The sequence below is a fragment of the Promicromonospora sp. NPDC059942 genome (assembly GCF_042731755.1).
Classification (GTDB): Bacteria; Actinomycetota; Actinomycetes; order Actinomycetales; family Cellulomonadaceae; genus Promicromonospora.
In genome coordinates this window covers 58,702-83,302 of record NZ_JBHWLR010000004.1, presented here as the reverse complement: position 1 = coordinate 83,302, position 24,601 = coordinate 58,702, and the positions used below count along the sequence as shown (strand labels likewise).

19 protein-coding genes are annotated in these 24,601 nt (G+C 70.1%); 16 read left to right on the top strand and 3 right to left on the bottom strand.

Annotated elements, in window-relative coordinates; all coding sequences use genetic code 11:
• Positions 1–690 (bottom strand): GPP34 family phosphoprotein, encoded by a 690-nt coding sequence (locus ACFV9Q_RS07725; RefSeq protein ID WP_377233907.1) that lies wholly within the window; start codon positions 688–690, stop codon positions 1–3.
• 288 nt (positions 691–978) lie between these two features.
• Here ACFV9Q_RS07725 and ACFV9Q_RS07720 point away from each other — a divergent pair, with 288 nt between their 5' ends.
• From ACFV9Q_RS07720 to ACFV9Q_RS07695, 6 genes are all read left to right on the top strand, one after another.
• Complete coding sequence (locus ACFV9Q_RS07720) at positions 979–1,983, top strand: ABC transporter substrate-binding protein (RefSeq protein ID WP_377233906.1); 1,005 nt, start codon at positions 979–981, stop codon at positions 1,981–1,983.
• Between the two features lie 100 nt (positions 1,984–2,083).
• Positions 2,084–3,610 (top strand): sugar ABC transporter ATP-binding protein, encoded by a 1,527-nt coding sequence (locus ACFV9Q_RS07715; protein ID WP_377233905.1) that lies wholly within the window; start codon positions 2,084–2,086, stop codon positions 3,608–3,610.
• Positions 3,607–4,680 carry an ABC transporter permease gene (locus tag ACFV9Q_RS07710; RefSeq protein WP_377227717.1) on the top strand — a complete coding sequence of 358 codons (1,074 nt, stop codon included), beginning with the start codon at positions 3,607–3,609 and terminating at the stop codon, positions 4,678–4,680. Before ACFV9Q_RS07715 ends, ACFV9Q_RS07710 begins: the two co-directional genes overlap by 4 nt.
• Complete coding sequence (gene yjfF / locus ACFV9Q_RS07705; protein ID WP_377227718.1) at positions 4,680–5,687, top strand: galactofuranose ABC transporter, permease protein YjfF; 1,008 nt, start codon at positions 4,680–4,682, stop codon at positions 5,685–5,687. Before ACFV9Q_RS07710 ends, yjfF begins: the two co-directional genes overlap by 1 nt.
• A gap of 92 nt (positions 5,688–5,779) precedes the next feature.
• Entirely contained in the window at positions 5,780–9,403 is a 3,624-nt protein-coding gene (locus ACFV9Q_RS07700) for an alpha-L-arabinofuranosidase C-terminal domain-containing protein (protein WP_377233904.1), read from the top strand.
• Between the two features lie 45 nt (positions 9,404–9,448).
• Positions 9,449–10,228: a GTP pyrophosphokinase family protein gene (locus ACFV9Q_RS07695; RefSeq protein ID WP_377227720.1), complete on the top strand. Its 780-nt coding sequence runs from the start codon at positions 9,449–9,451 to the stop codon at positions 10,226–10,228.
• An 87-nt stretch (positions 10,229–10,315) separates the two neighbouring features.
• On the opposite strand, the gene ACFV9Q_RS07690 is transcribed toward ACFV9Q_RS07695, so the two are convergent.
• The gene (locus ACFV9Q_RS07690; RefSeq protein ID WP_377233903.1) at positions 10,316–11,863 is read right to left on the bottom strand and encodes an alpha-N-arabinofuranosidase; all 1,548 of its coding nucleotides are present in this window, start codon (positions 11,861–11,863) and stop codon (positions 10,316–10,318) included.
• A 116-nt stretch (positions 11,864–11,979) separates the two neighbouring features.
• On the opposite strand from ACFV9Q_RS07690, the gene ACFV9Q_RS07685 reads away from it, so the two are divergent.
• The 10 genes from ACFV9Q_RS07685 (at position 11,980) to ACFV9Q_RS07640 (ending at position 23,079) form a co-directional block, all read left to right on the top strand.
• Positions 11,980–13,056 (top strand): LacI family DNA-binding transcriptional regulator, encoded by a 1,077-nt coding sequence (locus ACFV9Q_RS07685; RefSeq protein WP_377233902.1) that lies wholly within the window; start codon positions 11,980–11,982, stop codon positions 13,054–13,056.
• Positions 13,057–13,211: 155 nt separating this feature from the next.
• Complete coding sequence (locus tag ACFV9Q_RS07680) at positions 13,212–14,564, top strand: ABC transporter substrate-binding protein (RefSeq protein ID WP_377233901.1); 1,353 nt, start codon at positions 13,212–13,214, stop codon at positions 14,562–14,564.
• The gene (locus tag ACFV9Q_RS07675) at positions 14,561–15,496 is read left to right on the top strand and encodes a carbohydrate ABC transporter permease (RefSeq protein WP_377233900.1); all 936 of its coding nucleotides are present in this window, start codon (positions 14,561–14,563) and stop codon (positions 15,494–15,496) included. Before ACFV9Q_RS07680 ends, ACFV9Q_RS07675 begins: the two co-directional genes overlap by 4 nt.
• Positions 15,496–16,407: a carbohydrate ABC transporter permease gene (locus tag ACFV9Q_RS07670; RefSeq protein ID WP_377233899.1), complete on the top strand. Its 912-nt coding sequence runs from the start codon at positions 15,496–15,498 to the stop codon at positions 16,405–16,407. The genes ACFV9Q_RS07675 and ACFV9Q_RS07670 overlap by 1 nt, the downstream gene beginning before the upstream one ends.
• Positions 16,408–16,686: 279 nt before the next feature.
• Positions 16,687–17,865 carry a multiple monosaccharide ABC transporter substrate-binding protein gene (gene chvE, locus ACFV9Q_RS07665; RefSeq protein ID WP_377233898.1) on the top strand — a complete coding sequence of 393 codons (1,179 nt, stop codon included), beginning with the start codon at positions 16,687–16,689 and terminating at the stop codon, positions 17,863–17,865.
• A 152-nt stretch (positions 17,866–18,017) separates the two neighbouring features.
• Positions 18,018–19,598 carry a multiple monosaccharide ABC transporter ATP-binding protein gene (mmsA, locus tag ACFV9Q_RS07660; RefSeq protein WP_377233897.1) on the top strand — a complete coding sequence of 527 codons (1,581 nt, stop codon included), beginning with the start codon at positions 18,018–18,020 and terminating at the stop codon, positions 19,596–19,598.
• Positions 19,595–20,776 carry a multiple monosaccharide ABC transporter permease gene (mmsB, locus tag ACFV9Q_RS07655; protein WP_377233896.1) on the top strand — a complete coding sequence of 394 codons (1,182 nt, stop codon included), beginning with the start codon at positions 19,595–19,597 and terminating at the stop codon, positions 20,774–20,776. The genes mmsA and mmsB overlap by 4 nt, the downstream gene beginning before the upstream one ends.
• Before the next feature lie 113 nt (positions 20,777–20,889).
• Positions 20,890–21,528 carry a TetR family transcriptional regulator gene (locus ACFV9Q_RS07650; protein ID WP_377227727.1) on the top strand — a complete coding sequence of 213 codons (639 nt, stop codon included), beginning with the start codon at positions 20,890–20,892 and terminating at the stop codon, positions 21,526–21,528.
• Positions 21,529–21,553: 25 nt separating this feature from the next.
• Entirely contained in the window at positions 21,554–22,357 is an 804-nt protein-coding gene (locus tag ACFV9Q_RS07645; protein ID WP_377233895.1) for an ABC transporter ATP-binding protein, read from the top strand.
• Entirely contained in the window at positions 22,354–23,079 is a 726-nt protein-coding gene (locus ACFV9Q_RS07640) for an ABC transporter permease (protein ID WP_377227729.1), read from the top strand. The genes ACFV9Q_RS07645 and ACFV9Q_RS07640 overlap by 4 nt, the downstream gene beginning before the upstream one ends.
• 49 nt (positions 23,080–23,128) lie before the next feature.
• On the opposite strand, the gene ACFV9Q_RS07635 is transcribed toward ACFV9Q_RS07640, so the two are convergent.
• Entirely contained in the window at positions 23,129–24,460 is a 1,332-nt protein-coding gene (locus ACFV9Q_RS07635) for a phytase (RefSeq protein WP_377233894.1), read from the bottom strand.
• Between the last annotated feature and the right edge of the window lie 141 nt (positions 24,461–24,601).

Here is a 24,601-nt window from a genome sequence, read left to right as displayed (position 1 = left end):
TCAGGTGGTAGCCGCCGTTGTTGCGGCCGTCGTTGACGCCAGCACCGCGATCAGCACCGCGTTGAGCTCGTCGATCGCCCGCTTCACCGCCGCGCCCGCCCACTCCGAGTCGGCGATCTCCTTCGCCCGCCGCTTCAGCTCCCGCCGGTCCTGGTCGGGGAAGAGCCTGCGGACCAGGTCCGTCGCGTGCAGCAGCGAGATCAGCGCCGCCGTCGCCTCGTCCAGGTCCGCGCTCCCGGTCAGGGCGGCCAGCACCCGCTCGCGGACGGCGGCCTCCGGTGCCGGGTCGTGCGACTTCCACGTGGTGCTGGGGAACAGCCCGAGCACCTTGACCTGCTCCTCGCGCAGCACGCCCCGCGCGGCCAGCGCCTGCTGCAGCGTCTCGCGCAGCGTCCGGGCGAAGCTGCCCTGCCCGATCTTCCGGATCGCGTCCTTGGGCTTGCGGCCGTCCAGCAGCGCGAGGATCTCGTGCTGCAGCGGGTCCGACGGCGTGGCCCGGCCGGTCACCCGGAACCTGCCCTTCTGCCCGCCGTCGACGCCGTCCGAGACGTCGAGCGCGCCCCGCAGCATGAGCTCCGCGACGGCCGCCCCGGCCAGCGCGAACTGCAGCTGCGGCGCGCCGATCAGCGGCCGGCCCGAGGTGTCGTCGAGGGCGAGGAGCAAGTACTCCTCGGCGAGGCCGATCTCCATGGCTGTCTCCCGTTGTCGTGCCTTCGGGTCCAGCAGAACACGGCGCGTCCGCCTCTGGGATCCGCCGCCGGGATGACCTCCCGGACCGCCGGAAGGCGGAGGTGTGCGAGCAATGTCTGGATCGCACCAGTTGGCTTGTTCCGTTCCGTTACTGGGGCAAACGAGACAGACTCGTTACTGGAATGTGACGTCCTCCACTTTCGGTCCGAATTTGTGAGCGCTAACATTCCAACGGGCACCACGCCGCTAGCACCCGCACGATGCCGTGCGGGATCTCAAGGAGGAGACATGGCACGCACGACCCTGACCCGTACCGTTCTGGCCGCAGTGTCGGCAGCCGCGCTGTTCGCACTCGGTGCGTGCAGCTCGGACGCCGGCACCCAGACCGGCGGTGGCGGTGAGACCGGCGCCGCCGACGACGGCGTCATCACGCTCGGTTTCTCGCAGGTCGGCGCGGAGTCCGGGTGGCGCGCCGCCAACACCAAGTCGATCCAGGACACGCTCACCGCGGAGAACGGCTTCGACCTGAAGTTCTCCGACGCGCAGCAGAAGCAGGAGAACCAGATCCAGGCGATCCGCTCCTACATCACGCAGGGTGTGGACGTCATCGCGTTCTCCCCGGTGGTCGAGACCGGTTGGGACGCCGTGCTCCAGGAGGCCAAGACGGCCGGCATCCCCGTGATCCTCACGGACCGCGCCGTCGACTCCAGCGACGAGACCCTCTACGAGTCGTTCATCGGCTCGGACTTCGTGCTCGAGGGCGAGACGGCCGGCAAGTGGGCCGTCGAGCAGTACGACGGCGAGGGCTACAAGGCGGTCGAGCTCCAGGGCACCACCGGCGCCGCGCCGGCCATCGACCGCAAGGAGGGCTTCGAGTCCGCCATCGAGGGCTCCGACATCGAGATCATCGACAGCCAGACCGGCAACTTCACGCGCGCCGAGGGCAAGACCGTCATGGAGGGCTTCCTCAACGCCCACGACGACATCGACCTCGTGTTCGCGCACAACGACGACATGGGCCTCGGCGCGATCGAGGCGATCGAGGCCGCCGGCCTGACGCCGGGCGAGGACATCAAGATCATCACGATCGACGCCGTCAAGGACGGCATGCAGGCGCTCGCCGACGGCAAGATCAACTACATCGTCGAGTGCAACCCGCTGCTCGGCCCGGACCTGGCGGACATCGCCAAGAAGGTCCTCGCCGGCGAGGAGGTCGAGAAGCGCATCGTCGTCAAGGACGAGGCGTTCGACCAGGAGGCGGCGAAGGAAGCGCTGCCCACCCGCGAGTACTGACCGGCCGCGACCGAGGTGGGGCGCCCGCGCGACGGGCGCCCCGCCTCGGCGACGGAGCACGTAGCCAGGGTGTCGCAGCACGCCAGACAGAAGGTCGAGGATGACCCAGCAGACCACACCACCCGTCGTCGAGATGACCGGCATCAGCGTCGAGTTCCCGCCGGTCACGGCCCTCGACGGCGTCGACTTCAGCCTGCGCCCCGGTGAGATCCACGCCCTCATGGGCGAGAACGGCGCGGGCAAGTCCACCCTCATCAAGGCCCTGACGGGCATCCACTCGCCGACGGCGGGGACCATCCGCGTCGACAGCGTCGAGCGCAGGTTCAGCGGCCCCGCCGACGCCCGGGCGCACGGCGTCAGCACCGTGTACCAGGAGGTCAATCTCTGCGAGAACCTCACGGTCGCGGAGAACATCATGCTCGGCGCGGAGCCGCGGGTGCTGGGCGGCCTGAACTGGCGGGCGATCCGCCGGCAGGCGGCGACGCACCTGGAGCGGATGGGCCTGGACATCGACCCGGCGTCGTCCCTGGGGTCGCACTCGCTGGCGGTGCAGCAGCTCGTGGCGATCTGCCGGGCCACGGTGGGCGACTGCAAGGTGCTCATCCTCGACGAGCCCACCTCCAGCCTGGACACCGACGAGGTCGAGCACCTGTTCACCGTCATGCGCGCGCTGCGGGCCGACGGCGTCGCGATCCTGTTCGTCAGCCACTTCCTGGACCAGGTCTACGAGGTCTCCGACCGGATGACGGTGCTGCGCAACGGCGCCCTCGTGGGGGAGTACGTGACCGCCGACCTGCCCGCCGCCGAGCTGGTGCAGCACATGATCGGCCGGTCCATGGACGTCCTGGAGGCCGCGGAGGAGGTGCTGGAGCAGGCCGAGCGCCCCGCCGACACCACCCCGCTGCTGCAGGTGGTCGGCCTGGGCCGCAAGGGTTCGGTGCAGCCGTTCGACCTCGACCTCTACGAGGGGGAGGTGGTCGGCCTCGCCGGGCTGCTCGGCTCGGGCCGCACGGAGCTGGCGCGCCTGCTCACGGGCGCCGACCGGGCCGACGTCGGACAGGCCCGCGTGTCCGGGCGGCCGACGCGCCTGCGGAACCCGCGCGCGGCCATGCGCCACCGCATCGCGTACACGTCCGAGGACCGCAAGGGCGAGGGCGTCGTGGACGGCCTCACCGTGCGCGAGAACATCGTGCTCGCGCTCCAGGCGGAGCGCGGCTGGATGCGGCCGCTGCCCCGCAAGCAGGTGGACGAGCTGGTCGCGAAGTACATCAAGCAGCTCGGCATCCGGCCCGCCAACCCGGAGGCGCTGCTGCGCAACCTGTCCGGCGGCAACCAGCAGAAGGTGCTGCTCGCGCGGTGGCTCGCCACCGCCCCGAAGCTGCTGGTGCTGGACGAGCCGACGCGCGGCATCGACGTCGGCGCGAAGGCGGAGATCCAGAAGCTGGTGGCCGAGCTGGCCGCCGACGGCATGTCCGTCGTCTTCATCTCCGCGGAGCTCGAGGAGGTGCTGCGCATCTCGCACCGCATCGCGGTGCTGCGCGACCGCCGCAAGGTGGCGGAGATCGACGGGAACGGAGCCACGATGGACCAGGTGGTCGACCTCATCGCGGGAGGTGGGGCAGCATGAGGGACGTCCTGCGCCACCACCTGTTCTGGCCCGTGGCCGCGCTCGTCGCGCTGCTGGTCGCCAACACGGTCGCCCGGCCGAGCTTCCTGGCGGTCACCGTCCGGGACGGTCACCTCTTCGGGGCCCCGATCGACATCCTGCGGACGACGGCGCCCCTGCTGCTCGTCGCCCTCGGCATGACGCTGGTCATCGCGACGCGCGGCATCGACCTGTCGGTCGGCGCGGTGGTCGCGGTCTCCGGGGCGGTCGCGCTGTCGCACATCGCGTCGTCACCGGACCCGGACTCGCCGGTCACCGTGCTCACCGCCATCGGCCTGGCCCTGGCGCTCTGCCTGGTGCTGGGCGTGTGGAACGGGTTCCTGGTGTCCGCGCTGGGCATCCAGCCGATCATCGCCACGCTGATCCTCATGACGGCGGGCCGCGGTGTGGCCATGCTGATCACCGGCGGCATGATCACCACCGTCAACAGCGCGCCGTTCAAGGTGCTGGGCTCCGGCTTCTGGCTCGGCCTGCCCGTGGCCGCCGTCATCGCGTTCGGCGTCTTCGCCGTGGTCGCGTTCGTCGTGCGGCGCACCGCGCTCGGCATGCTGCTGGAGGCCACGGGCATCAACCCCGCCGCCAGCCGGCTCTCCGGCGTGCGGTCCAGGACACTGACCTGGACCGTGTACACGGCGTCGGGCCTGTTCGCGGGCCTGGCCGGCCTCCTGATCAGCGCCGACACCATGGCGGCCGACGCCAACAACGCCGGCCTGTTCATCGAGCTCGACGCGATCCTCGCGGTGGTGATCGGCGGGACGGCGCTCTCGGGCGGCAAGTTCAACCTTTCCGGCACCCTGGTCGGCGCGCTGGTCATCGCCACCCTGGAGCGGACCGTCACCGTCCTCGGCATCTCGCCGCTGGTCACGCCGCTGTTCATGGCGCTCGTCGTCATCGCGGTGACCCTGCTCCAGTCGCCCCGGATGCGGGAGCGGCTCACGGCCGCGCGCCGCCGCCAGGTCCTGGCACCGACCGAGCCGCAGCCCGCCGCTCGCCCCGACTCGACCCCCGACTCGACGGAGGTGAAGGCCTGATGACGACGTCGGCCCCCGCCCGTACCCCGCGCGCCCGCCGCGGGCTGCGGCTCCCCACCCGGCTGGACCGGCGCTACCTGCCGGTGCTGGGCACGTTCGTGGTGCTCGCCCTCATGCTGATCGTGGGCGGCACCCGGTACGAGAACTTCCTGACGCCCGCCGTGATCTCCAACCTGTTCATCAACAACGCGCACCTCATCGTGCTCGCGGTGGGCATGACGTTCGTGATCCTCACGGGCGGCATCGACCTGTCGGTCGGCTCGGTCCTGGCGCTGTCCACGGTGATCACCGCGGCCCTGCTCCAGGCCGGCTGGCCGGTGGCCGTGGTGATCCCGCTCGCCGTGCTCGCCGGGACGGTGATCGGCCTGGCGCACGGCGTGATGATCCACTACTTCCAGGTGCAGCCGTTCGTCGCGACCCTCGCGGGCATGTTCCTCGCGCGCGGCCTGTGCTTCCTCATCGCGCCGGAGTCCATCGCGATCGACAACCCCGCGTTCATCGAGCTGTCCACCTGGGTGCAGATCTTCGGCCAGTGGCGCATGACCTCCAGCGTGCTGATCGCGCTGATCGTGGTGGGCCTCGGGTTCCTGGTGCTGCACTTCACGCGGTTCGGCCGCACGGTGTACGCGATCGGCGGCGGCGAGCAGTCCGCGCTGCTCATGGGCCTGCCCGTCGCCCGCACCAAGGTGCTCGCCTACGTGGTGAGCGGCACCTGCGCCGGGCTCGGCGGCCTGCTGTTCGCGATGGCGTTCCGGTCCGGCTACTCGCTGACCGGCGTCGGCATGGAGCTCGACGCCATCGCCGCCGTCGTCATCGGCGGCACGCTGCTCACGGGCGGCACCGGGTTCGTGCTCGGCTCCGTGCTCGGCGTGCTGGTGCTCGGCCTGATCCAGACCATCATCACGTTCGAGGGCACCCTGAGCTCCTGGTGGACCAAGATCGTGATCGGCGTGCTGCTGCTGATCTTCGTGCTGCTCCAGCGCGTCCTGAGCCTCCGCAGAACGTAACCCGTCCCCTGACTCGGCGTGCCAGGCATGCCGAGTCAGGGGCGCAGTCCCATCCGCACAGCCACAACGACGTGACGAGAAGGATTACAACGATGAAGAGATCGACGAGACGCAGGACCGCCCTCGTGGCGGCAGCACTGACCCTGGGGCTGGCCGTCCCCGGGGTCGCGGCGGCGACGACGTCCGCCGTCGTCCCGGCCGGACCGGCGGCCCTCGCGCCGGTCGCCCCCGCGCCGGCCGCCGCCGACGGCGAGCACGCCGCCTACTTCTTCCCCTACTTCACAGGCGAGTCCACCGCGGACGGCGAGACCATCTCGTTCGCCGTCTCGGACGGGCCCTACCCGCTGGAGTGGACCACCCTGAACGGCGGCGAGCCCGTGCTCACCTCCGACCTCGGGACGAAGGGCCTGCGCGACCCCTTCCTCATCCGCGGCGGCGACGGCACCTACTACCTGCTCGCCACCGACCTGCAGATCTACGGCGGCGGCAACTTCGGCGACGCCCAGGAGACCGGCAGCCGGTCGATCATGGTCTGGGAGTCCACCGACCTGGTGAGCTGGGGCGAGCAGCGCGAGATCGAGCTGGCGCCCGAGAACGCCGGCAACCTGTGGGCCCCCGAGGCGTACTGGGACGAGGCGGCGGGGGAGTTCGTCGTCTACTGGGCCTCGGCGCTCTACCCCGACGACGTCCCGCCCGCCGAGCGCGACATCCGCGACTCCTACCAGCGCATGCTGTACGCGACCACCACCGACTTCGAGACGTTCTCGGAGCCGCAGCCCTGGATCGACGAGCCGCAGGGTGACGGCCTCGGCATGATCGACTCCACGGTCGCGCACGAGGACGGCGTCTACTACCGCCTCACCAAGGACGAGTCGTACATGGGGATGCGGCAGGAGTCGTCCACCGACCTGCGCCGCACCCAGGGCGTGACCGAGGGTGACGGCTGGGACCTGATCAAGGAGCGCGTCGGGTTCGGCCAGCCGAACCCGTGGGGCGGCACGTTCACCGGGGGCGAGGGCCCCACGCTGTTCCCGTCGCTCACCGACGACCGCTGGTTCCTGCTCCAGGACCAGCCCAGCTACCACGGCGGCCAGGGCTACATGCTCTTCGAGACCGACGACCTCAGCAGCGGCGAGTGGACGGCGAACCTCGACGCGATCCTGCCGGCCAGCCCGCGGCACGGGACGGTCCTGCCGATCACGGCCGAGGAGCGGGAGCGGCTGCTCGCCGCGTACCCGCCCGCCGCGACCCCGGTCCAGGAGCACACGCTCGACGTCGACGCCGACGCCGCCGGCACGGAGATGAGCGACGACCTCTACGGCGTCTTCTACGAGGACATCAACTACGCCGCCGACGGCGGCCTGTACGCCGAGCTGGTCCGCAACCGGTCCTTCGAGTTCGCCGCGACCGACAACTCGAGCTTCACCGGGATGACCGGCTGGGACGTGGTGCAGCGAGGCTCTGCGGGCACCGCCGTCGTCGAGTCCGAGCGGGGCCAGTGGCTCAACGACAGCAACCGGGCCTACCTGACGGTCGAGGCCGACGGCCCCGGCGTCGGCGTGCGCAACGCGAGCTACAACAAGGGCTTCGCCCTCGAGAAGCGCAAGAAGTACGACTTCTCGGTGTTCGCCCGGGCCGAGCGCGGGCAGCGCCTCACGGTCAGCCTGGAGTCCCCCGACGGCTCGACGACGTACGCGTCCACCACGGTCGCCGTCAACGGCTCCGACCGCTGGAAGAAGCACACCGCCACCCTCACCGCGAACCGCACCGTGAACGACGCCCGGCTCGTGGTGACCGGCGGCGCTCGCGGCACGCTGCGCCTGGACATGGTCTCGCTCTTCCCGCGTGACACCTGGGTGGGCCCGGTCAACGGGCGTTCGGCGCTGCGCAAGGACCTCGCGGAGAAGGTCGCCGACCTGGAGCCGTCGTTCCTGCGGTTCCCCGGGGGCTGCGTCACGAACGTGGGCACCTTCGACACGTACCTGGAGTCGGACGGCGCCGACCGCCGTCGGACCTACCAGTGGAAGGAGACCATCGGGCCGGTCGAGGAGCGCCCCACCAACTGGAACTTCTGGGGCTACAACCAGACCTACGGCCTGGGCTACCTGGAGTACTTCGAGTTCGCGGAGGACCTGGGCGCGACGCCGCTGCCCGTGCTCTCGGTGGGCGCCAACGGCTGCGGCAGCACCATCCCCGAGATGACCGACGACGCCCGCATCGACCGCTGGGTGCAGGACACCGTGGACCTCATCGAGTTCGCCAACGGGTCGGTGAGGACGAAGTGGGGCAAGGTGCGGGCCTCGCTGGGGCACCCCAAGCCGTTCGGCCTGAGGTACATCGGCCTGGGCAACGAGGAGAACACCGACACGTTCCAGGCCAACTTCCCGCGGTTCCGTGACGCCGTCGAGGCGGCCCACCCGGAGGTCACCGTGATCTCCAACTCCGGCCCGGACGACACCGGCGCCCGGTTCGAGGAGCTGTGGGACTTCAACCGCGAGCAGGGCGTCGCGATGGTCGACGAGCACTACTACAACGACCCGTCGTGGTTCCTGTCGAACACCGAGCGCTACGACTCCTACGACCGCGAGGGCCCGCACGTCTTCCTCGGTGAGTACGCCTCAAGGGGCAACGCGTGGTCGAACGCGCTGTCCGAGGCCGCGTACATGACCGGGATCGAGCGCAACTCCGACCTGGTGGAGCTCGCCTCGTACGCGCCGATGTTCGCCAACGAGGACTACGTGCAGTGGTCCCCGGACATGATGTGGTTCGACAACGACGAGTCGTGGGGCTCGACGTCGTACTGGACGCAGAAGATGTTCATGACGAACACGGGCGACCAGGTGGTCCCGTCCACGCACGACGGCCCGGAGGAGACGCCCGCGGACATCTCGGGTGGCGTCTTCCTGTCGACGTGGAACACCCGGGCGGCCTACGACGACGTCGTGGTCACCGACAACGCGTCCGGCGAGGTGCTCTTCTCCGACTCGTTCGACGACGCGTCCGGCTGGGACCCCCAGTCCGGGACGTGGGCCGTGACCGACGGCGAGTACGTGCAGTCGGCCGGGAACGTCACCGACGCCCGCTCGATCATCACGGACGCGTACGCCAAGGACTGGGACAACTACACCCTGGAGCTCGACGCCCGGAAGCTGGGCGGCAGCGAGGCGTTCCTCGTCGGGTTCGCGGCCGGCGGCCGGGACGACTTCTACTGGTGGAACCTCGGCGGGTGGAACAACACCCGGCAGGCGCTGCAGCGGGCCGACAACAGCTCGGCGAACGAGGTCGCGGCGGTGGAGGGGCACTCGATGCAGACGGGCCGGGACTACCACGTCAAGGTCGTCGTCTCGGGCCGCACCATCAAGCTCTACCTGGACGGCGAGCTGCAGATGACGTACACCGAGCCGACCACCGAGTCGCTGTACCAGGTGGTCACGCGCGACGAGCGCACCGGCGACCTGGTGCTCAAGGTGGTCAACCCGTACGAGTCGGTGGCGCGCACGGCGGTCTCGGTGGCGGGGGCCGCGCTGGCCTCCCGTGCCGAGGTCACGGAGATGACCGGGGCGCCGTCGGCCAGGAACACCAAGACCCAGCCCGAACGGGTGGTACCCGTCGAGAGCAGGACGCGGCTCGACGTGACCCGCTCCGGCGGTGGGTCGGAGTTCACGTACGACTTCCCGGCCCACTCGATCACGTTCCTGCGTCTTCAGGAGCGTTAGCCGGTTCATGCCCACGGGACCACCGTCACCCCGTACGGTGGTCCCGTGAGCAAGCTGCCCGAGGACGTCCGGGAACGCCCCATGCCTGATCCTGCCGAGCTGCGTCAGCTGGTCGCCGACCTCCGCCGTCTGGTGCTGACCTACAAGTTCGGGATCGACGAGGTCATGACCAAGATCTCGATCCTCCGGGACGAGTTCCGGCACATGCAGAACTACAACCCCGTGGAGCACGTGGGGTCGCGGCTCAAGTCGTTCGAGTCGATCGTCGCCAAGTGCCGGCGCAAGGGCATCCCGCTGACGCCGGAGGGCGTGCGCGAGCAGATGTTCGACGTCGCCGGAGTGCGGATCACCTGCAGCTTCGTCAACGACATCTACCTGGTGCGCGACATGCTGCTCCAGCAGACGGACCTGACGCTGCTCGAGGAGCGCGACTACATCAAGCACCCGAAGGCGACGGGGTACAAGTCGCTGCACCTCATCGTGCAGATCCCCGTGTACCTGTCCGACCGGGTCGAGAAGGTGATCGTCGAGATCCAGCTCCGGACCATCGCCATGGACTTCTGGGCGAGCCTGGAGCACAAGATCTACTACAAGTACGACGGCGACGTGCCGCGGCACCTCACCGACTCGCTCAAGCTCGCCGCAGACGTCGCCTGGTCGCTCGACACCTCGATGGAGCGCATCCACGACGAGGTCAAGGCGATCTCGGGCGACGAGGAGCCCGTGGCGAGCCGGCACAACCTGCACACGCCGGAGGAGATGCTGCGCGACTTCTGGCGTGCGGCGGAGGCCGACGGCGGCTTCGGCTTCGACAGCGAGTCCTGACCGGCTCTCTGACGCTCTCCCGCGCTCCCGGTGTGTCAGCCGTACAGGTCATTCCGGTGACCTGTACGGCTGACACGTCTCACGTGCTCAGGACGACGCGAGGGTGCCCGACAGGGCCGTCCACGACTCCGGCGGCAGGGTGATCGTGGTGCTGCCGGCGGCACCCCCGGCGGCGCCGCCCCCGGCCACGCGGCCGGCCACGTCGAACGCTCCCCAGTGCTTCTCGGCCACCTTCGCCGCGTGCTCCGGGCCGACGACGGCGGGCTCGTGGTCGGCCGTCATCGACCAGCCCTCGGTGATCCCGAGCGCCGCGCCCGGGTGCGCCAGCTCGACCTCGACCGGCTCGGGGGAGCGGTTGGTCAGGAACAGCGCCACCGCGCCGTCCGACAGCGTGGCCGCGGCCGTCACCGACGGCACGTCGCCGTGGGCCTTGGTCGTGATCGAGGGCGTGGTCACGCGTAGGTCGAGCGCCTCGCCCTGCGCGAGCCGCGCCGTCGTCGCGAACGGGTGGAACGTGGGCTGCCGCCACGCCTCGCCGGCCGGCTCGGTCATGATCGGTGCGATCACGTTGACGAGCTGGGCCAGGCAGGCCACGGGCACGCGGTCGGCGTGGTTCAGCAGCGTGACCAGCAGGTCGCCCACCACGACGGCGTCCAGGCCGGAGTAGACGTCCTCGATGATGCGCGGGGCGTCCCGCTGGATCGGCAGGTTCTCCTCGCCGGGGAACCGGGTGGTCAGGTACCAGACGTTCCACTCGTCGAAGCTGACGGTGATCTTCTTGTCCGAGCGGCGCTGCGCCCCCACGGCGTCGGCCGAGGACACGACCCGCTCGATGAACCGGTCCATCGCGGTGCCCGAGCCGAGGAATGACGCGCGGTCGCCGTCGACCTCCTCGTAGTAGGCGTGCATCGAGATGTGGTCCACCAGGTCGTACGTGTACTCCAGGACGGTGCGCTCCCACTCGCCGAACGTGGGCATCTGCATCGAGGAGGAGCCGCACGCGACCAGCTCGATCGACGGGTCGACGAGCTTCATCGCGGCGCCCGCGTTCCGGGCGAGCTTGCCGTACTCGTGCGCGTCCTTGTGACCGATCTGCCACGGGCCGTCCATCTCGTTGCCCAGGCACCAGAGCTTGACCCCGTAGGGCTTCTCGCGGCCGTTGGCGATGCGCAGGTCGGCCCAGCGGGTGCCGGCCTCGCCGTTGCAGTACTCCAGCAGCGCCACGGCCTCCTCGACGCCGCGCGTGCCGAGGTTGACCGCCATCATCGGCTGGATGCCCTCGCGCTCGGCCCACTGCAGGAACTCGTCGGTGCCCACGAGGTTGGGCTCCACGGTGCGCCAGGCGAGGTCGAGGAACGGCTTGCGCTGCTCCACCGGGCCGACGGCGTCCTCCCACCGGTAGTTCGACACGAAGTTGCCGCCCGGGTAGCGGACGGTCGTGACGCCCAGCTCGCGGGTCAGGTCGGCGACGTCGCGGCGGAAGCCGTGCTCGTCCGACGTCGGATGGCCGGGCTCGTGGATGCCCGTGTACACGGCGCGGCCCAGGTGCTCCACGAAGGAGCCGAAGAGGCGGCGGTCGACGGCGCCCACGGTGAAGTCGGGGTGCAGCAGGACGCGGGTGCGGGAGGTCGTCATTGTTCCTCGCTGATCGGTCGGCGGTTCTACAACGTTGCACACTAGCCGATGGACGACGCGGCAGCGATGCCCGTCCTCTACCCTGTGGAAAAACTCGCCGACCGGAGGCTGGCAGCGTGGCCGTGACGATGCACGACGTGGCGCAACGCGCCGGCGTCTCGATCAAGACCGTGTCGAACGTGGTGAACGGCTACCCGTACATCCGCGCAGCGACCAAGGAGCGCGTCGAGGCCGCGATCGAGGAGCTCGGCTACCGCGTGAACATGTCCGCGCGGAACCTCCGGACGCGGCGGACCGGACTGATCACGCTCGCGGTCCCGGAGCTGTCCCTCCCGTACTTCGCGGAGCTCGCCGACGCCGTCATCTCCGCCGCCGACGCCGCCGGCTGGACCGTGCTCATCGAGCAGACGAGCGCCAGCCGCGAACGCGAGACCGAGGTGCTCTCGGGCCGGCGCCGCCACCTGACCGACGGGCTGATCTTCTCGCCGCTGGCGCTGGGGCCGGACGACATCGGCCTGTTCTCGGTGGACTTCCCGCTGGTGATCCTCGGCGAGCGCGTGTTCGGGGCGCCCGCCGACCACGTGACGATGAACAACGTGGCCGCTGCCAAGGCGGCGACCCTCCACCTGGCGTCGCTGGGACGGCGTCGGATCGCGGTGATCGGGGCGCACGAGGGGGAGCAGGTCGGGTCGGCCGCGCTGCGGACCGAGGGCTACCGCGAGGGGCTGGCGGAGGCCGGGCTGCCGTTCGACCCCGCGCTGGTCGGCGAGGCGGGCCTCTGGCACCGCTCGACCGGCGCCGAGACGATGAGCCGGATGCTCGACGACGGGGTGGAGATCGACGCCGTCTTCGCCCTCAACGACGCCCTGGCGCTCGGTGCCCTGCACGCCCTGCACGCGCACCGGATCGACGTGCCGGGCCAGGTGGCACTCATCGGCTTCGACGACGTCGACGACGCGAGGTTCTCCGTCCCCGCGCTCTCGTCCGTGGACCCCGGCCGGGACCAGATCGCGCACACCGCGGTGGAGCTGCTGCTGGAGCGCATCGGCGCGTCCGGCGACCCGGCGCCCTTCCGCAAGGTGGTGCCGGACTCCCGGATCGTGGGCCGCGAGTCCACGGGCGAGCAGGGCGACGTGGTGGGCGTCCAGCCGGGCGGAACCGAGCAGGTCGCCGTCGACATGACCTGGGCCTGACGAACTACCGATCACCGCACTACCTCTTGCCACGGCGGCATGGTTGCCGGTAGAACGGTGCCCGGCGTTCCTACAACGTTGAAAAGTGACCCGGTGACGACGCCGGGAGCGACGCGGTCCCTCGACCGCGGAGCACCGAATCAAGGAGGACTCGGATGCGTACTTCAGCCCGACGCCGAGGCGTGGCCGCCGCAGCCGCCGTGGCCGTATCCGCCATCGGCCTCACGGCCTGCTCCGGGGGCAGCGGGGGTGCCGAGGAGGCGACCTGCACCAACGAGATCAATCAGCCCGACGCCGCCCAGGTGACCGTGTGGGCGTGGTACCCGTCGTTCGAGTCGGTCGTGGACAACTTCAACGAGACCCACACCGACCTGCAGGTCTGCTGGACCAACGCGGGCCAGGGCGCGGACGAGTACAACAAGTTCCAGACCGCCATCGAGGCCGGCACCGGCGCGCCCGACGTGATCATGCTCGAGGCCGAGGTACTGCCCACCTTCACGATCCTCGAGTCGCTCGTCGACCTGTCCGAGTACGGCGCCGCCGAGCTGGAGGGCGACTACACCCCCGGCTCCTGGTCCGACGTCTCCAACGGCGACGCGGTCTACGCGATCCCCGTGGACGGCGGCCCCATGGGCATGCTCTACCGCGCCGACATCTTCGAGCAGTACGGCGTCGAGGTGCCCACCACCTGGGACGAGTTCGCGACCGCCGCCCAGGACCTGCGCGACGCGGGCTTCGAGGGGCACATCACCGACTTCCCGACCAACGGCAACGCGCTCAACTACGCGCTGTTCGCCCAGAACGGCTGGGAGCCGTTCCAGTACGACGCCGCCAAGCCGACCGAGGTGGGCATCACCGTCGACAGCCCGGAGGCCGAGGAGGTCCTGAGCTACTGGAAGGGCCTGATCGACGACGACCTGGTGGCCACCGAGGACGCCTTCACCACCGACTACAACGCGGCGCTCGTGGACGGCACCTACGCCGTCTACCTCGCGGCCGCCTGGGGCCCCGGCTACCTGCAGGGCCTGTCGGAGGCGGACGCCGACGCCGAGTGGCGCGCGGCCCCGCTGCCGCAGTGGGACCCGGAGAACCCGGTGCAGGTGAACTGGGGCGGCTCGACCTTCGCCGTGACCACGCAGTCCGAGCAGCCGGAGGCCGCCGCGACCGTGGCCAAGGAGCTGTTCGACACCGACGAGGCGTGGAAGCTCGGCGTCGAGGAGGCGGCCCTGTGGCCGCAGTGGAAGCCGATGCTCGAGTCGGACTGGTTCACGGGGCTCGAGGCGCCGTTCTTCGGCGGGCAGAAGATCAACGAGGAGGTGTTCCTGGACGCGGCCAACGGGTACCAGGGCTTCTCGTTCAGCCCGTTCCAGGTCTACGCCTACGACCAGCAGACCCAGGCCCTGTACGACATGGTGCAGAACGGCACGGACGCCGCCACCGCCCTGGGCACCGTCCAGGACGGGCTGGTCCAGTACGCCACCGAGCAGGGTTTCACGGTCTCCGAATGAGCGCGAGCAAGAGCGCCGTCGCGCCGTCCGCGACCCGCCCCACCAGCAAGATCGCCAGCCGGCGGCAGCGCTGGGGATACGTCTACGTGGCGCCGTTCGCCGCGGTGTTCGCCGTGTTCCTCGTGCTGCCGCTGGGCTACGCGCTGTGGATGAGCCTGCACAACAAGGGCATCGCCACGGCCGGGCGCAGCGTGTTCGTGGGCGCCGACAACTACGTCAAGGCGTTCACGGACCCGGTGTTCCTGGAGGGCCTGTGGCGGGTGCTCCGGTTCGTGCTGGTCATGGTGCCGGTGCAGATCGTGGTCGCGCTCGTGGCGGCGCTCCTGCTCGACACCCTCGCCACGCGGCTCAGCCGGGCCACGCGCCTGCTGATCTTCGTGCCGTACGCGATCCCGGCGGTCATCGGGGCCCTCATGTGGGGCTTCCTGTACAGCCCCCGGTTCGGCCCGGCGCAGGACGTGTTCGGCCTGGTGGGCCTGACGGCGCCGAACTTCCTCAGCTCCGCCAACATCTTCGGGTCGCTGGTCAACATCGTGACCTGGCAGTGGGTGGGCTACTACATGATCATCATCTACGCGGCCCTGCGGTCGATCGACCCCTCGGTCTACGAGGCCGCGGTGCTCGACGGAGCGGACGGCCGCCAGATCGCGCTGCGCATCAAGGTGCCGATGATCTCGTCGTCGATGGTGATGATCGTGGTCTTCGCGCTCATCGGCACCCTGCAGTTCTTCACGGAGCCGCAGGTGCTGCGGTCCTCCGCGCAGGGCGCCATCCCGTCCGACTACACCCCGAACATGTACGCCTTCGCGACGGCGTTCAACTACAGCCAGTTCAACTACGCCTCGACGCTGGCGTTCGCGCTCGGCTTCCTCGTGTTCGTGGGCTCGTACGTGTTCCTGTTCCTGACGCGCAAGCAGAGCGGGCTCAAGTGATGGCGACCTCGACGCTTCTTTCCAGATCCCAGGCCGGCCGCGCGGCACGCGAGACCTCGGCCCCGGTGGGCCAGGGCCGTCGCCTCGGCTCGCACGTGGTGCTCGTGCTCCTCGCGATCTACTTCGTGGTGCCGCTGTGGTGGCTCGCCGTGGCGTCCACCAAGACGAACTCCGGCCTGTTCGCCGGGGACGCGCTCTGGTTCGGCCCCGACTTCGCGCTCTGGGACAACATCGCGGGGCTCTTCACGCACCAGGGCGGCATCTACTGGACGTGGTTCCGCAACTCGTTCGTGTACGCGATCGCCGGCGGCGTGGGCGCGACGGCGCTCTCCGTGCTCGCGGGCTACGGCCTCGCCAAGTACCGGTTCCGGGGGCGTTCGGCGTTCTTCGCCCTGCTGCTCGGCTCGGTCATGGTCCCGATGACGGCGCTGGTGATCCCCACCTTCGTGCTGCTGAGCGGGATGGGGCTGCTCAACACGATGTGGGCGGTGATCCTGCCGTCGCTGCTGAGCCCGGTCGGCGTCTACCTCGTGCGGGTCTACGCCCAGGACGCGGTGCCGGAGGAGGTGCTCGACGCCGGGCGGGTCGACGGCGCGGGTGAACTTCGCCTCTTTTTCCAGGTCGTGCTACCGCTGCTGCGGCCGGCGATCGTGACCGTGCTGCTCCTGACGACGGTCGCGACATGGAACAACTTCTTCCTGCCGCTGGCGGTCCTGCGGGACCCCAACCTGCTGCCGGTGACGGTCGGCATCTACAACTGGCAGGCCCTCTCGAACGCCGGCGCGGGCGGCGAGCAGGTGTGGAACCTGATCGTCACGGGGTCGTTCCTGTCCGTGGTTCCGCTGGTCGCAGCGTTTCTCTCGTTGCAGAGGTACTGGCAGGGCGGGCTGTCGCTCGGCAGCGTCCGGTGAGGCCCGGCCGGCCCGCGCGACGGGTCGGCCGAGCCCGCGCTTCCTTGACACATGTCTTGAACGGTTGACGGTCTCGATGCCGTAACCATTCAAGAAGGCTTCCTTACTTTTCCCGGACCACGGCTACGGTGAACCCCGTCACCGATGGGTCGTGGCGGGGTTCAGCCGACGCGACTTTGACCAATGGGCTTGTGAGCGTTCACAATCTGTTGCGTTCACAAAGTGAAGTCGGCCGGGTTGCAGAGACGTTGCCCGGGCAACACTCGAAGAGGAGAAGTCATGGCAAGGAAGCTGTGGGCTACGCGTGGTCTGGCCGCGCTGGCAACGGGCGCGATGGCCGTCTCGCTCGCCGCGTGCGGCGGTGGCGGTGCCGGTGCGGGTGGCGGCGCCGACGGTGGTGGTGCCGGGGACGGCGAGGCCGGCGGCCTCGTGGGTGTGGCCATGCCCACCCAGACGTACGAGCGCTGGATCGCCGACGGCGACGCCGTGAAGACGGGTCTCGAGGACGCCGGGTACGACGTCGACCTGCAGTTCGCGGGCGACGACATCCCGACCCAGCAGCAGCAGATCGACGCGATGATCAACAAGGGCGCCGAGGCGCTCATCATCGCCTCGATCGACGGCACCGCGCTGGGCAGCCAGCTCGAGGCCGCCGCCGCTGCGGACATCCCGGTCATCTCCTACGACCGCCTCATCCGCGACTCGGAGAACGTCGACTTCTACGTCACGTTCGACAACTACGAGGTCGGCGTGCAGCAGGGCACCTCGCTGCTGACCGGCCTGGGCATCCTCGGCGAGGACGGCAAGCCGGCCGCGGACGCGCCCGAGGGCCCGTTCAACATCGAGCTGTTCGCCGGCTCCCCCGACGACAACAACGCCGGGTTCTTCTTCAACGGCGCCATGTCCGTGCTCCAGCCGTACATCGACGACAAGACGCTCGTCGTGCCGTCGAAGCAGGTCGACTTCGACACCGTCGCCATCCAGCGCTGGGAGCAGGAGCGTGCGCAGAAGCGCATGGAGGACCTGCTGACCGCCACGTACACCAAGGGTGACGTGAACGTCGACGGTGTGCTGGCCCCGGCCGACGTGATCTCGCGCGGCATCATCACGGCCCTCGAGAACGCCGGCTACGGCAAGGGCGACCTCGCGACGCCGATCGTCACGGGCCAGGACGCCGAGGCGTCGTCGGCCAAGCTGATCGTCGACGGCGCTCAGTACTCGACGATCTTCAAGGACACGCGTCTGCTGGCTGAGCAGGCCGTCACCGCCGCCACGTCCTTCCTCGAGGGCAACGAGCCCGAGGCGAACGACACCGAGACGTACGACAACGGCAAGAAGATCGTGCCGTCGTACCTGCTGCCCACGGTGATCGTCACCAAGGACAACCTGCAGGCCGAGCTGATCGACTCCGGCTACCTCACCGAGGACGAGGTCGCCTCCGGTCAGGTCGACGAGTAGGTCTGACCTCCTCGCGACACCGGCTCGACACCGCCGACCCCGTGTCAGGCCGTCAGGCCACCTCCGGGTGACCGACGGCCTGGCACGGGGCCGTCGGGCGGGCCCGGCCTCGCACCCTCTCTATTGGCGACAAGTACGCGACAAGGACTGGCATGGCCGATTCGGCGCCGACCGACATCCTCGAGATGCGCGGCATCACCAAGACATTTCCTGGGGTCAAGGCACTCCAGGACGTCAACCTCACCGTCCGCCGGGGCGAGATCCACGCGATCTGCGGCGAGAACGGGGCGGGCAAGTCCACCCTGATGAAGGTGCTGTCGGGTGTGTACCCGCACGGCACCTACGAGGGCGACATCGTGCTCGACGGCGAGACCGCCCAGTTCGGCACGATCAACGACTCCGAGGCGCTGGGCGTGGTGATCATCCACCAGGAGCTCGCCCTCGTCCCGTACCTGTCGATCGCCGAGAACATCTTTCTCGGCAACGAGCGCCTCCGGGCGGGCGGCGCCATCGACTGGAACCGGACCAACGCCGAGGCGGCCGAGCTGCTCGCGCGGGTGGGCCTGAGCGAGTCGCCCACGACGCCCATCTCCGCGCTGGGCGTGGGCAAGCAGCAGCTCGTCGAGATCGCCAAGGCGATCTCCAAGGACGTGCGCCTGCTCATCCTCGACGAGCCGACGGCGGCGCTGAACGACAACGACTCCGAGCACCTGCTCGGCCTGCTCCGGCAGTTCAAGGAGCAGGGGATCACCTCGATCATGATCTCCCACAAGCTGGCGGAGATCGCCGAGATCGCGGACCGCACCACCATCATCCGCGACGGCCGGTCGATCGAGACCTTCGACATGGCCACCGCGGGCGCCTCGTCCGACGCGATCCAGGACCGGATCATCCGCGGCATGGTGGGGCGCGACCTCGACAACCGGTACCCCGACCGCGTGTCGAACCCCGGCGACGAGGTGCTGCGCATCGAGGACTGGACGGTGTACCACCCGACCCAGCCCGGGCGCGTCGTCGTCGACAAGGCGCACCTGAACGTCCGCGCCGGCGAGGTCGTCGGCATCGCCGGACTCATGGGCGCCGGGCGCACGGAGCTCGCGATGTCGCTGTTCGGCCGCTCCTACGGGCGGGACATCAGCGGCACGGCGTACATCCACGGCCAGCCGGTCGACGTGCGCGACGTGCCGGACGCGATCAAGGCGGGCATCGCCTACGTCTCGGAGGACCGCAAGCAGTACGGGCTCAACCTCATCGAGGACATCCGCCGGAACATCTCGGCGGCAGGCCTCGGCAAGCTGTCCAAGAACGGCTTCGTGGACGAGAACGAGGAGCTCAAGGTCGCGGAGGAGTACCGCGCGTCCATGAACATCCGCACCCCCAACGTGCTGGTGGAGGTGGGCAAGCTCTCGGGCGGCAACCAGCAGAAGGTGGTGCTGTCCAAGTGGCTGTACACCGCCCCTGAGGTGCTGATCCTCGACGAGCCCACCCGCGGCATCGACGTCGGCGCCAAGTACGAGATCTACACCATCATCAACGAGCTGGTCGCTGCCGGGAAGGCCGTGCTGGTCATCTCGTCGGAGCTCCCCGAGCTCCTCGGGATCTGTGACCGCATCTACACCCTGGCCTTCGGCCGTATCACTGGCGAGGTCGACGTGCCCTCCGCCACCCAGGAAGGACTCATGGCTCTCATGACGCAGGAGACCACGCAGGAGACGCAGGAGGCGACGGCATGACCGGCATCGCCAACATCCGGGACCTGCTCACCCGGAACATCCGCACCAGCGGTATCTACATCGCGTTCGTGCTGATCATCGTGCTGTTCTCGGTGCTCACCGACGGACTGCTGCTCAGCTCGCGGAACCTCACCAGCCTCGTGCTGCAGTTCTCGTACATCCTGATCCTCGCCATCGGCATGGTGATCATCATCATCGGCGGGCACATCGACCTGTCGGTGGGGTCGGTGGTCGCGCTGACCGGTGCGGTCGCCGCCGTCGTCGTCATCCGGAACGGCCTGCCCTGGTGGGTCGGCGTCCTCGCCGCGCTCGGCACGGGACTCCTGGTCGGTGCCTGGCAAGGGTTCTGGGTCGCGTACGTAGGTATCCCAGCGTTCATCGTGACGCTGGCAGGCATGCTCCTGTTCCGCGGCCTCACGCTCGAGGTGCTGAACAACGTCTCGCTCTCGCCGTTCCCGAGCGAGTACACGAGCATCGCCACGGGCTTCCTCAACGGCCTGCTCGGCGGGTACGGGTACGACACCTTCACGCTGGTCATCTTCGCGATCGGCGTGCTGGGCTTCGCCTACAACTCGTGGCGCAACCGCCGCGCGCGGATCGCCTACAACCAGACGGTCGAGGCTCCGGTGCTGTTCGTGCTGAAGCTGGTCGTGGTCGCCGCCGTCGTCATGTGGTTCGCCTACAACCTCGCCACGTACCGCGGCCTGCCCGCCGTGCTGATCATCCTGGCCGTGCTGGTCCTGGCCTACACGCTGATCACCAAGCACAGCGTGTTCGGCCGCCACGTCTACGCCATCGGTGGCAACCTCGCCGCGGCGCAGCTGTCCGGCGTCCGGGTCAAGCGTGTGAACTTCTGGATGTTCGTGAACATGGGCTTCCTCGCCTCCGTCGCGGGCATCGTGTTCTCCGCCCGGTCGAGCGCCGCTCAGCCGGCGGCGGGCAACATGTTCGAGCTCGACGCGATCGCGGCGTGCTTCATCGGTGGCGCCGCCGTGACCGGTGGCATCGGCACGGTGACCGGCGCGATGGTCGGTGGTCTGATCATGGCCGTCATGTCGAACGGCATGTCGCTCATGGGTGTCGACCAGTCGACGCAGCAGATCGTCAAGGGCATCGTGCTGCTCCTGGCCGTCGCTTTCGACGTCTGGAACAAGAAGCGGGCGGCGGCTACCCGCTGACCCCCTTCTCGCCGAGACAGAACCGTGGCGAGGTAGTACCGCAGACCCGTGCTGCGGTTCTACCTCGCCACAGTTCTGTCTCGGCGTTCTGGGTGGTGGGCGAGAATGACGGGATGGCCCAACCTGATCCCGCGCCCCGGCGGGGCCGACGTCCTGCCGGGCAGGACGCCCGCGCCGAGATCCTGGCCGCCGCCCGTGACGAGTTCGTGGAGAACGGGTACCAGGCCGCCTCACTCCGGGCCGTGGCCCGCCGGGCCGGCGTCGACCCGGGCACGGTGCGGCACTGGTTCCCCGACAAGGCGCGCCTGCTGACGGCGACGCTCGGCGTCGCGGGGATCGAGCCGGACAAGGTGGTGGAGCGGGTGTCCGCCGGCCCGGTCGAGTCGCTCGGGGAGCGTCTCGTGGAGGCGGTCATCGGCATCTGGGACTTCGACGGCGGGGACACCGTTCGCGTGGTCATCCCGGCCGTGATGTCCGATCCCGAGCTGCGCGGGCTGCTGCCGCAGTTCATCGGCGCGGCCATCCTGGCGCCGGTGATGCGCGCCCTCGCCGTGCCCGACGCCCCGGTGCGCACCGCGCTCGTCGCCTCGCAGATGTCGGGGGTGCTGCTGACCCGCTACCTGATCCCGGTGGAGCCGCTCGCCTCGCTCGCCCCGGCCGAGGTGGCCCGGCTCGTGGGCCCCACCCTCCAGCGCTATCTCACCGGCACCCTCTCCGCCGCCGAGGGTGCCGCGGAGGGTCTTGCGCGGTAGCCGTCGCAGGAGCACAATTCCTCACATGAGGAAAAACGCGATCGTCATCCGGGACCTGCGGGTCGTCCGGGGCGGGCGGCCGATCATCGACGGGCTCGACCTCGACGTCCCCGCGGGGTCGGTCGTCGGTCTGCTCGGGCCGTCCGGCTCCGGCAAGACGACGCTCATGCGCACCGTCGTGGGTGTCCAGGACAAGGTCACCGGCACCGTCCAGGTGCTCGACGCCGCGGCGGGCAGCCCGGGCCTGCGCCGCAAGGTCGGCTACATGACGCAGGACGCCAGCGTCTACACCGACCTCACCGTGGCGCAGAACCTGCGGTACTTCGCGGCCCTGGCCGGGGTCTCGTCCCCGGCGAAGGCGGTCGCCGGGGCCGTCGCGACCGTCGACCTCGGCGGGCACGAGAAGCAGCGGGTCGGCACGCTGTCCGGCGGCGAGCGGTCCCGGGTCTCGCTGGCCGCGGCGCTGGTCAGCGACCCCGAGCTGCTCGTGCTCGACGAACCGACGGTCGGCCTCGACCCCGTCCTGCGCCGCGACCTGTGGACGGTGTTCCGGCGGCTCGCCGCCGAGGGGCGCACCCTCCTGGTCTCCAGCCACGTGATGGACGAGGCCACCCAGTGCGACCGCCTGCTGCTGATGCGGGCCGGCGGCCTGGTCGCGGACACCACGCCCGACGAGCTGCTGACCAGCACCGGGGCGCCGGACGCGGAGCGCGCGTTCCTCTCCCTGATCGACGCGGCCGACGCCGCGGCCACCGCCACCCCGGCGGACGGGACCCCCGCCGCCACGCCGACGCACGACACCCCGACGCACGAGGAGACCGCGCGATGACCCTGACCCTCGCCACCGCCGGCCGCGTGCTGTCCCAGCTGCGCGGGGACCACCGCACGGTCGCGCTCATCCTGCTGCTGCCGTGCCTGCTGATCGGGCTGATCGCCTGGATGTTCCACGACCAGCCCCAGGTGCTCGACCAGTTCGGCCCCATGCTCGTGGGCCTGTTCCCGCTCATCGTGATGTTCCTGGTCACGAGCGTGGCGACGCTGCGGGAACGGCAGTCGGGCACGCTGGAGCGGCTCATGACCACGCCGATCCGCAAGGGCGACTTCGTGGCGGGCTACGGCCTCGCGTTCGCGACGCTCGCGCTGGTGCAGGCGGGCGTCGTGGTCGGCTTCGCCGTGCTGGTCGGGATGGACGTGGCCGGGCCGCTCTGGCTCGTCGTCGTGGTCGCGCTGCTCGACGCGATCCTCGGCTGCACCCTGGGCCTGGCCGCCTCCGCGCTGGCCCGGAGCGAGTTCCAGGCGGTGCAGATGATGCCCGCGATCCTGTTCCCGCAGCTCATCACCTGCGGCCTCCTCATGCCGCGCGACCAGATGCCCGAGGTCCTGGAGTGGCTGTCCCGGGTCTTCCCGCTCACCTACGCCATCGAGGCGATGACGTCGCTCGCGGCGGGGGAGGACTGGTCGGGCGTGCGCGGCGCCGTCGGGGTGATCGTCCTGTTCATCGTGGGCGCGGTGGTGCTGGGGGTGGCCACGCTCCGCCGTCGGACGGCGTGAGCGCGGCGCGACCTGGCCGGCCGGCAGGCCCGGCCAGGTCGCGCAGATCTCAGTGCAGGTGGAGGGCCCTCGCGACGTCGCCCCAGTGCACGTACGAGAAGCCCGTGGCGTCCCGGCCCGGGTCGACGTCGGGCCCGGTCTCGGGCTCGTCGTGCGTGACCAGCAGTCCGGACCGGTACTCGCCGACGGGCGCGTTGGACACCGCGAGGCCGTCCGAGCCGTTGACGTCGTCCACGCCGTCGCCCGCGACGCGGAAGGCGCCGAGCGAGCGGTTGCGGCCGGTCAGGGCGTAGACGGGGTAGGTGTCGTCGCCCTGGCTGGAGACGATGATGTAGCCCGTGCGGCCGGGGCCGTACCAGATGTCGACGCCCTCGGCGTCGGCGGTCAGGTTCGTCCCGCCGTACGACGGCGCCGCCGGGTCCACCGGGGCGCACTCCTCGGTCTCGGGGTCGTAGGCGTCGTGCACGCCGAAGTCCTTGACCTTGTCGACGAGGCGCGGCGCGCCCGAGCCGAGCGGCAGCGGCACCCGCCACAGGCCGACGTCCTCCTGCGTGGCGTACAGCGTGCCGGTGCGGCGGTCGACCGCCACGCCCTCGAGCTGCGGCTCGACGCCCGGCTCCTCGCACGGCACCCAGGTGGTGCCGTCCGGCAGGTGGAACTCGCCGGGGAGCTCCAGGTGCTCGACGTCGGTGTAGCCCACGCCGTCCGGCCCGGTCGTCAGCCGCGCCGTCGCGATCGTGGTGCTGCCCTCCTGGGTCACGACGGCGTACGTGCCGCCGCGCCGCGGCTGGTAGACGGCCAGGCCGTACGCGGTGTGGTCCTCCGCGACCGTCTCCCGGTCCGGGCTGAACAGGAACTCCAGCTCCGGCGCGGTGACCTCGGTGAGCGGCGTCTCGGCGTCGGCACCCGCGGGGTCGATCGCGAAGAAGCGGACCTGGTCGTTGTACCGGTCCGAGACGACGGCGACATCGGTCGCTCGGCCGTCGACCTTCAGGCCGTAGGCGATGTCCACGTTGTTGAACCGGCCGGGAACGCCGTCCGCGCGCGGGGCCGGCGTGGCCGCGACCGACTGCAGCTCGGTCGCGGCCACGTCGTAGACCCGGAGCCCGCCCTCCTTGGCCGTCGCGACCACGATCGACCGCTCCGAGTCGTCCGGATGCACCCAGATCGCGGGGTCGTCGCCGGACGCGTTGCCCCCGGCCTCGTCGTCGTACAGCGGGGGAGTCTCCACCGAGGTGGTGACGGTGGCGGTCCGGTGCTCTCCGCCGACGCCGTGCGTGCCGTGCACGCCGTCCGCGACGGCCGACGCGGGTGCCGCGACCGGTGCGAGCAGGGACACGAGCAGCAGGGCGGCCGGCAGGGCGGCGAGGCGACGTCGCATGGCCCCGAGCCTCCCGCCCCCAGGTGTCGCCGACCTGAACTCCACGCGAACGCTTCGGGCGCCGATCCGGCCGCTGCGGTCCCCCGGCGCGGTGGCCTCCCCTTTTAGGCCCGGGGGTTTTTTTTTTTTCTCTGGCCGCAA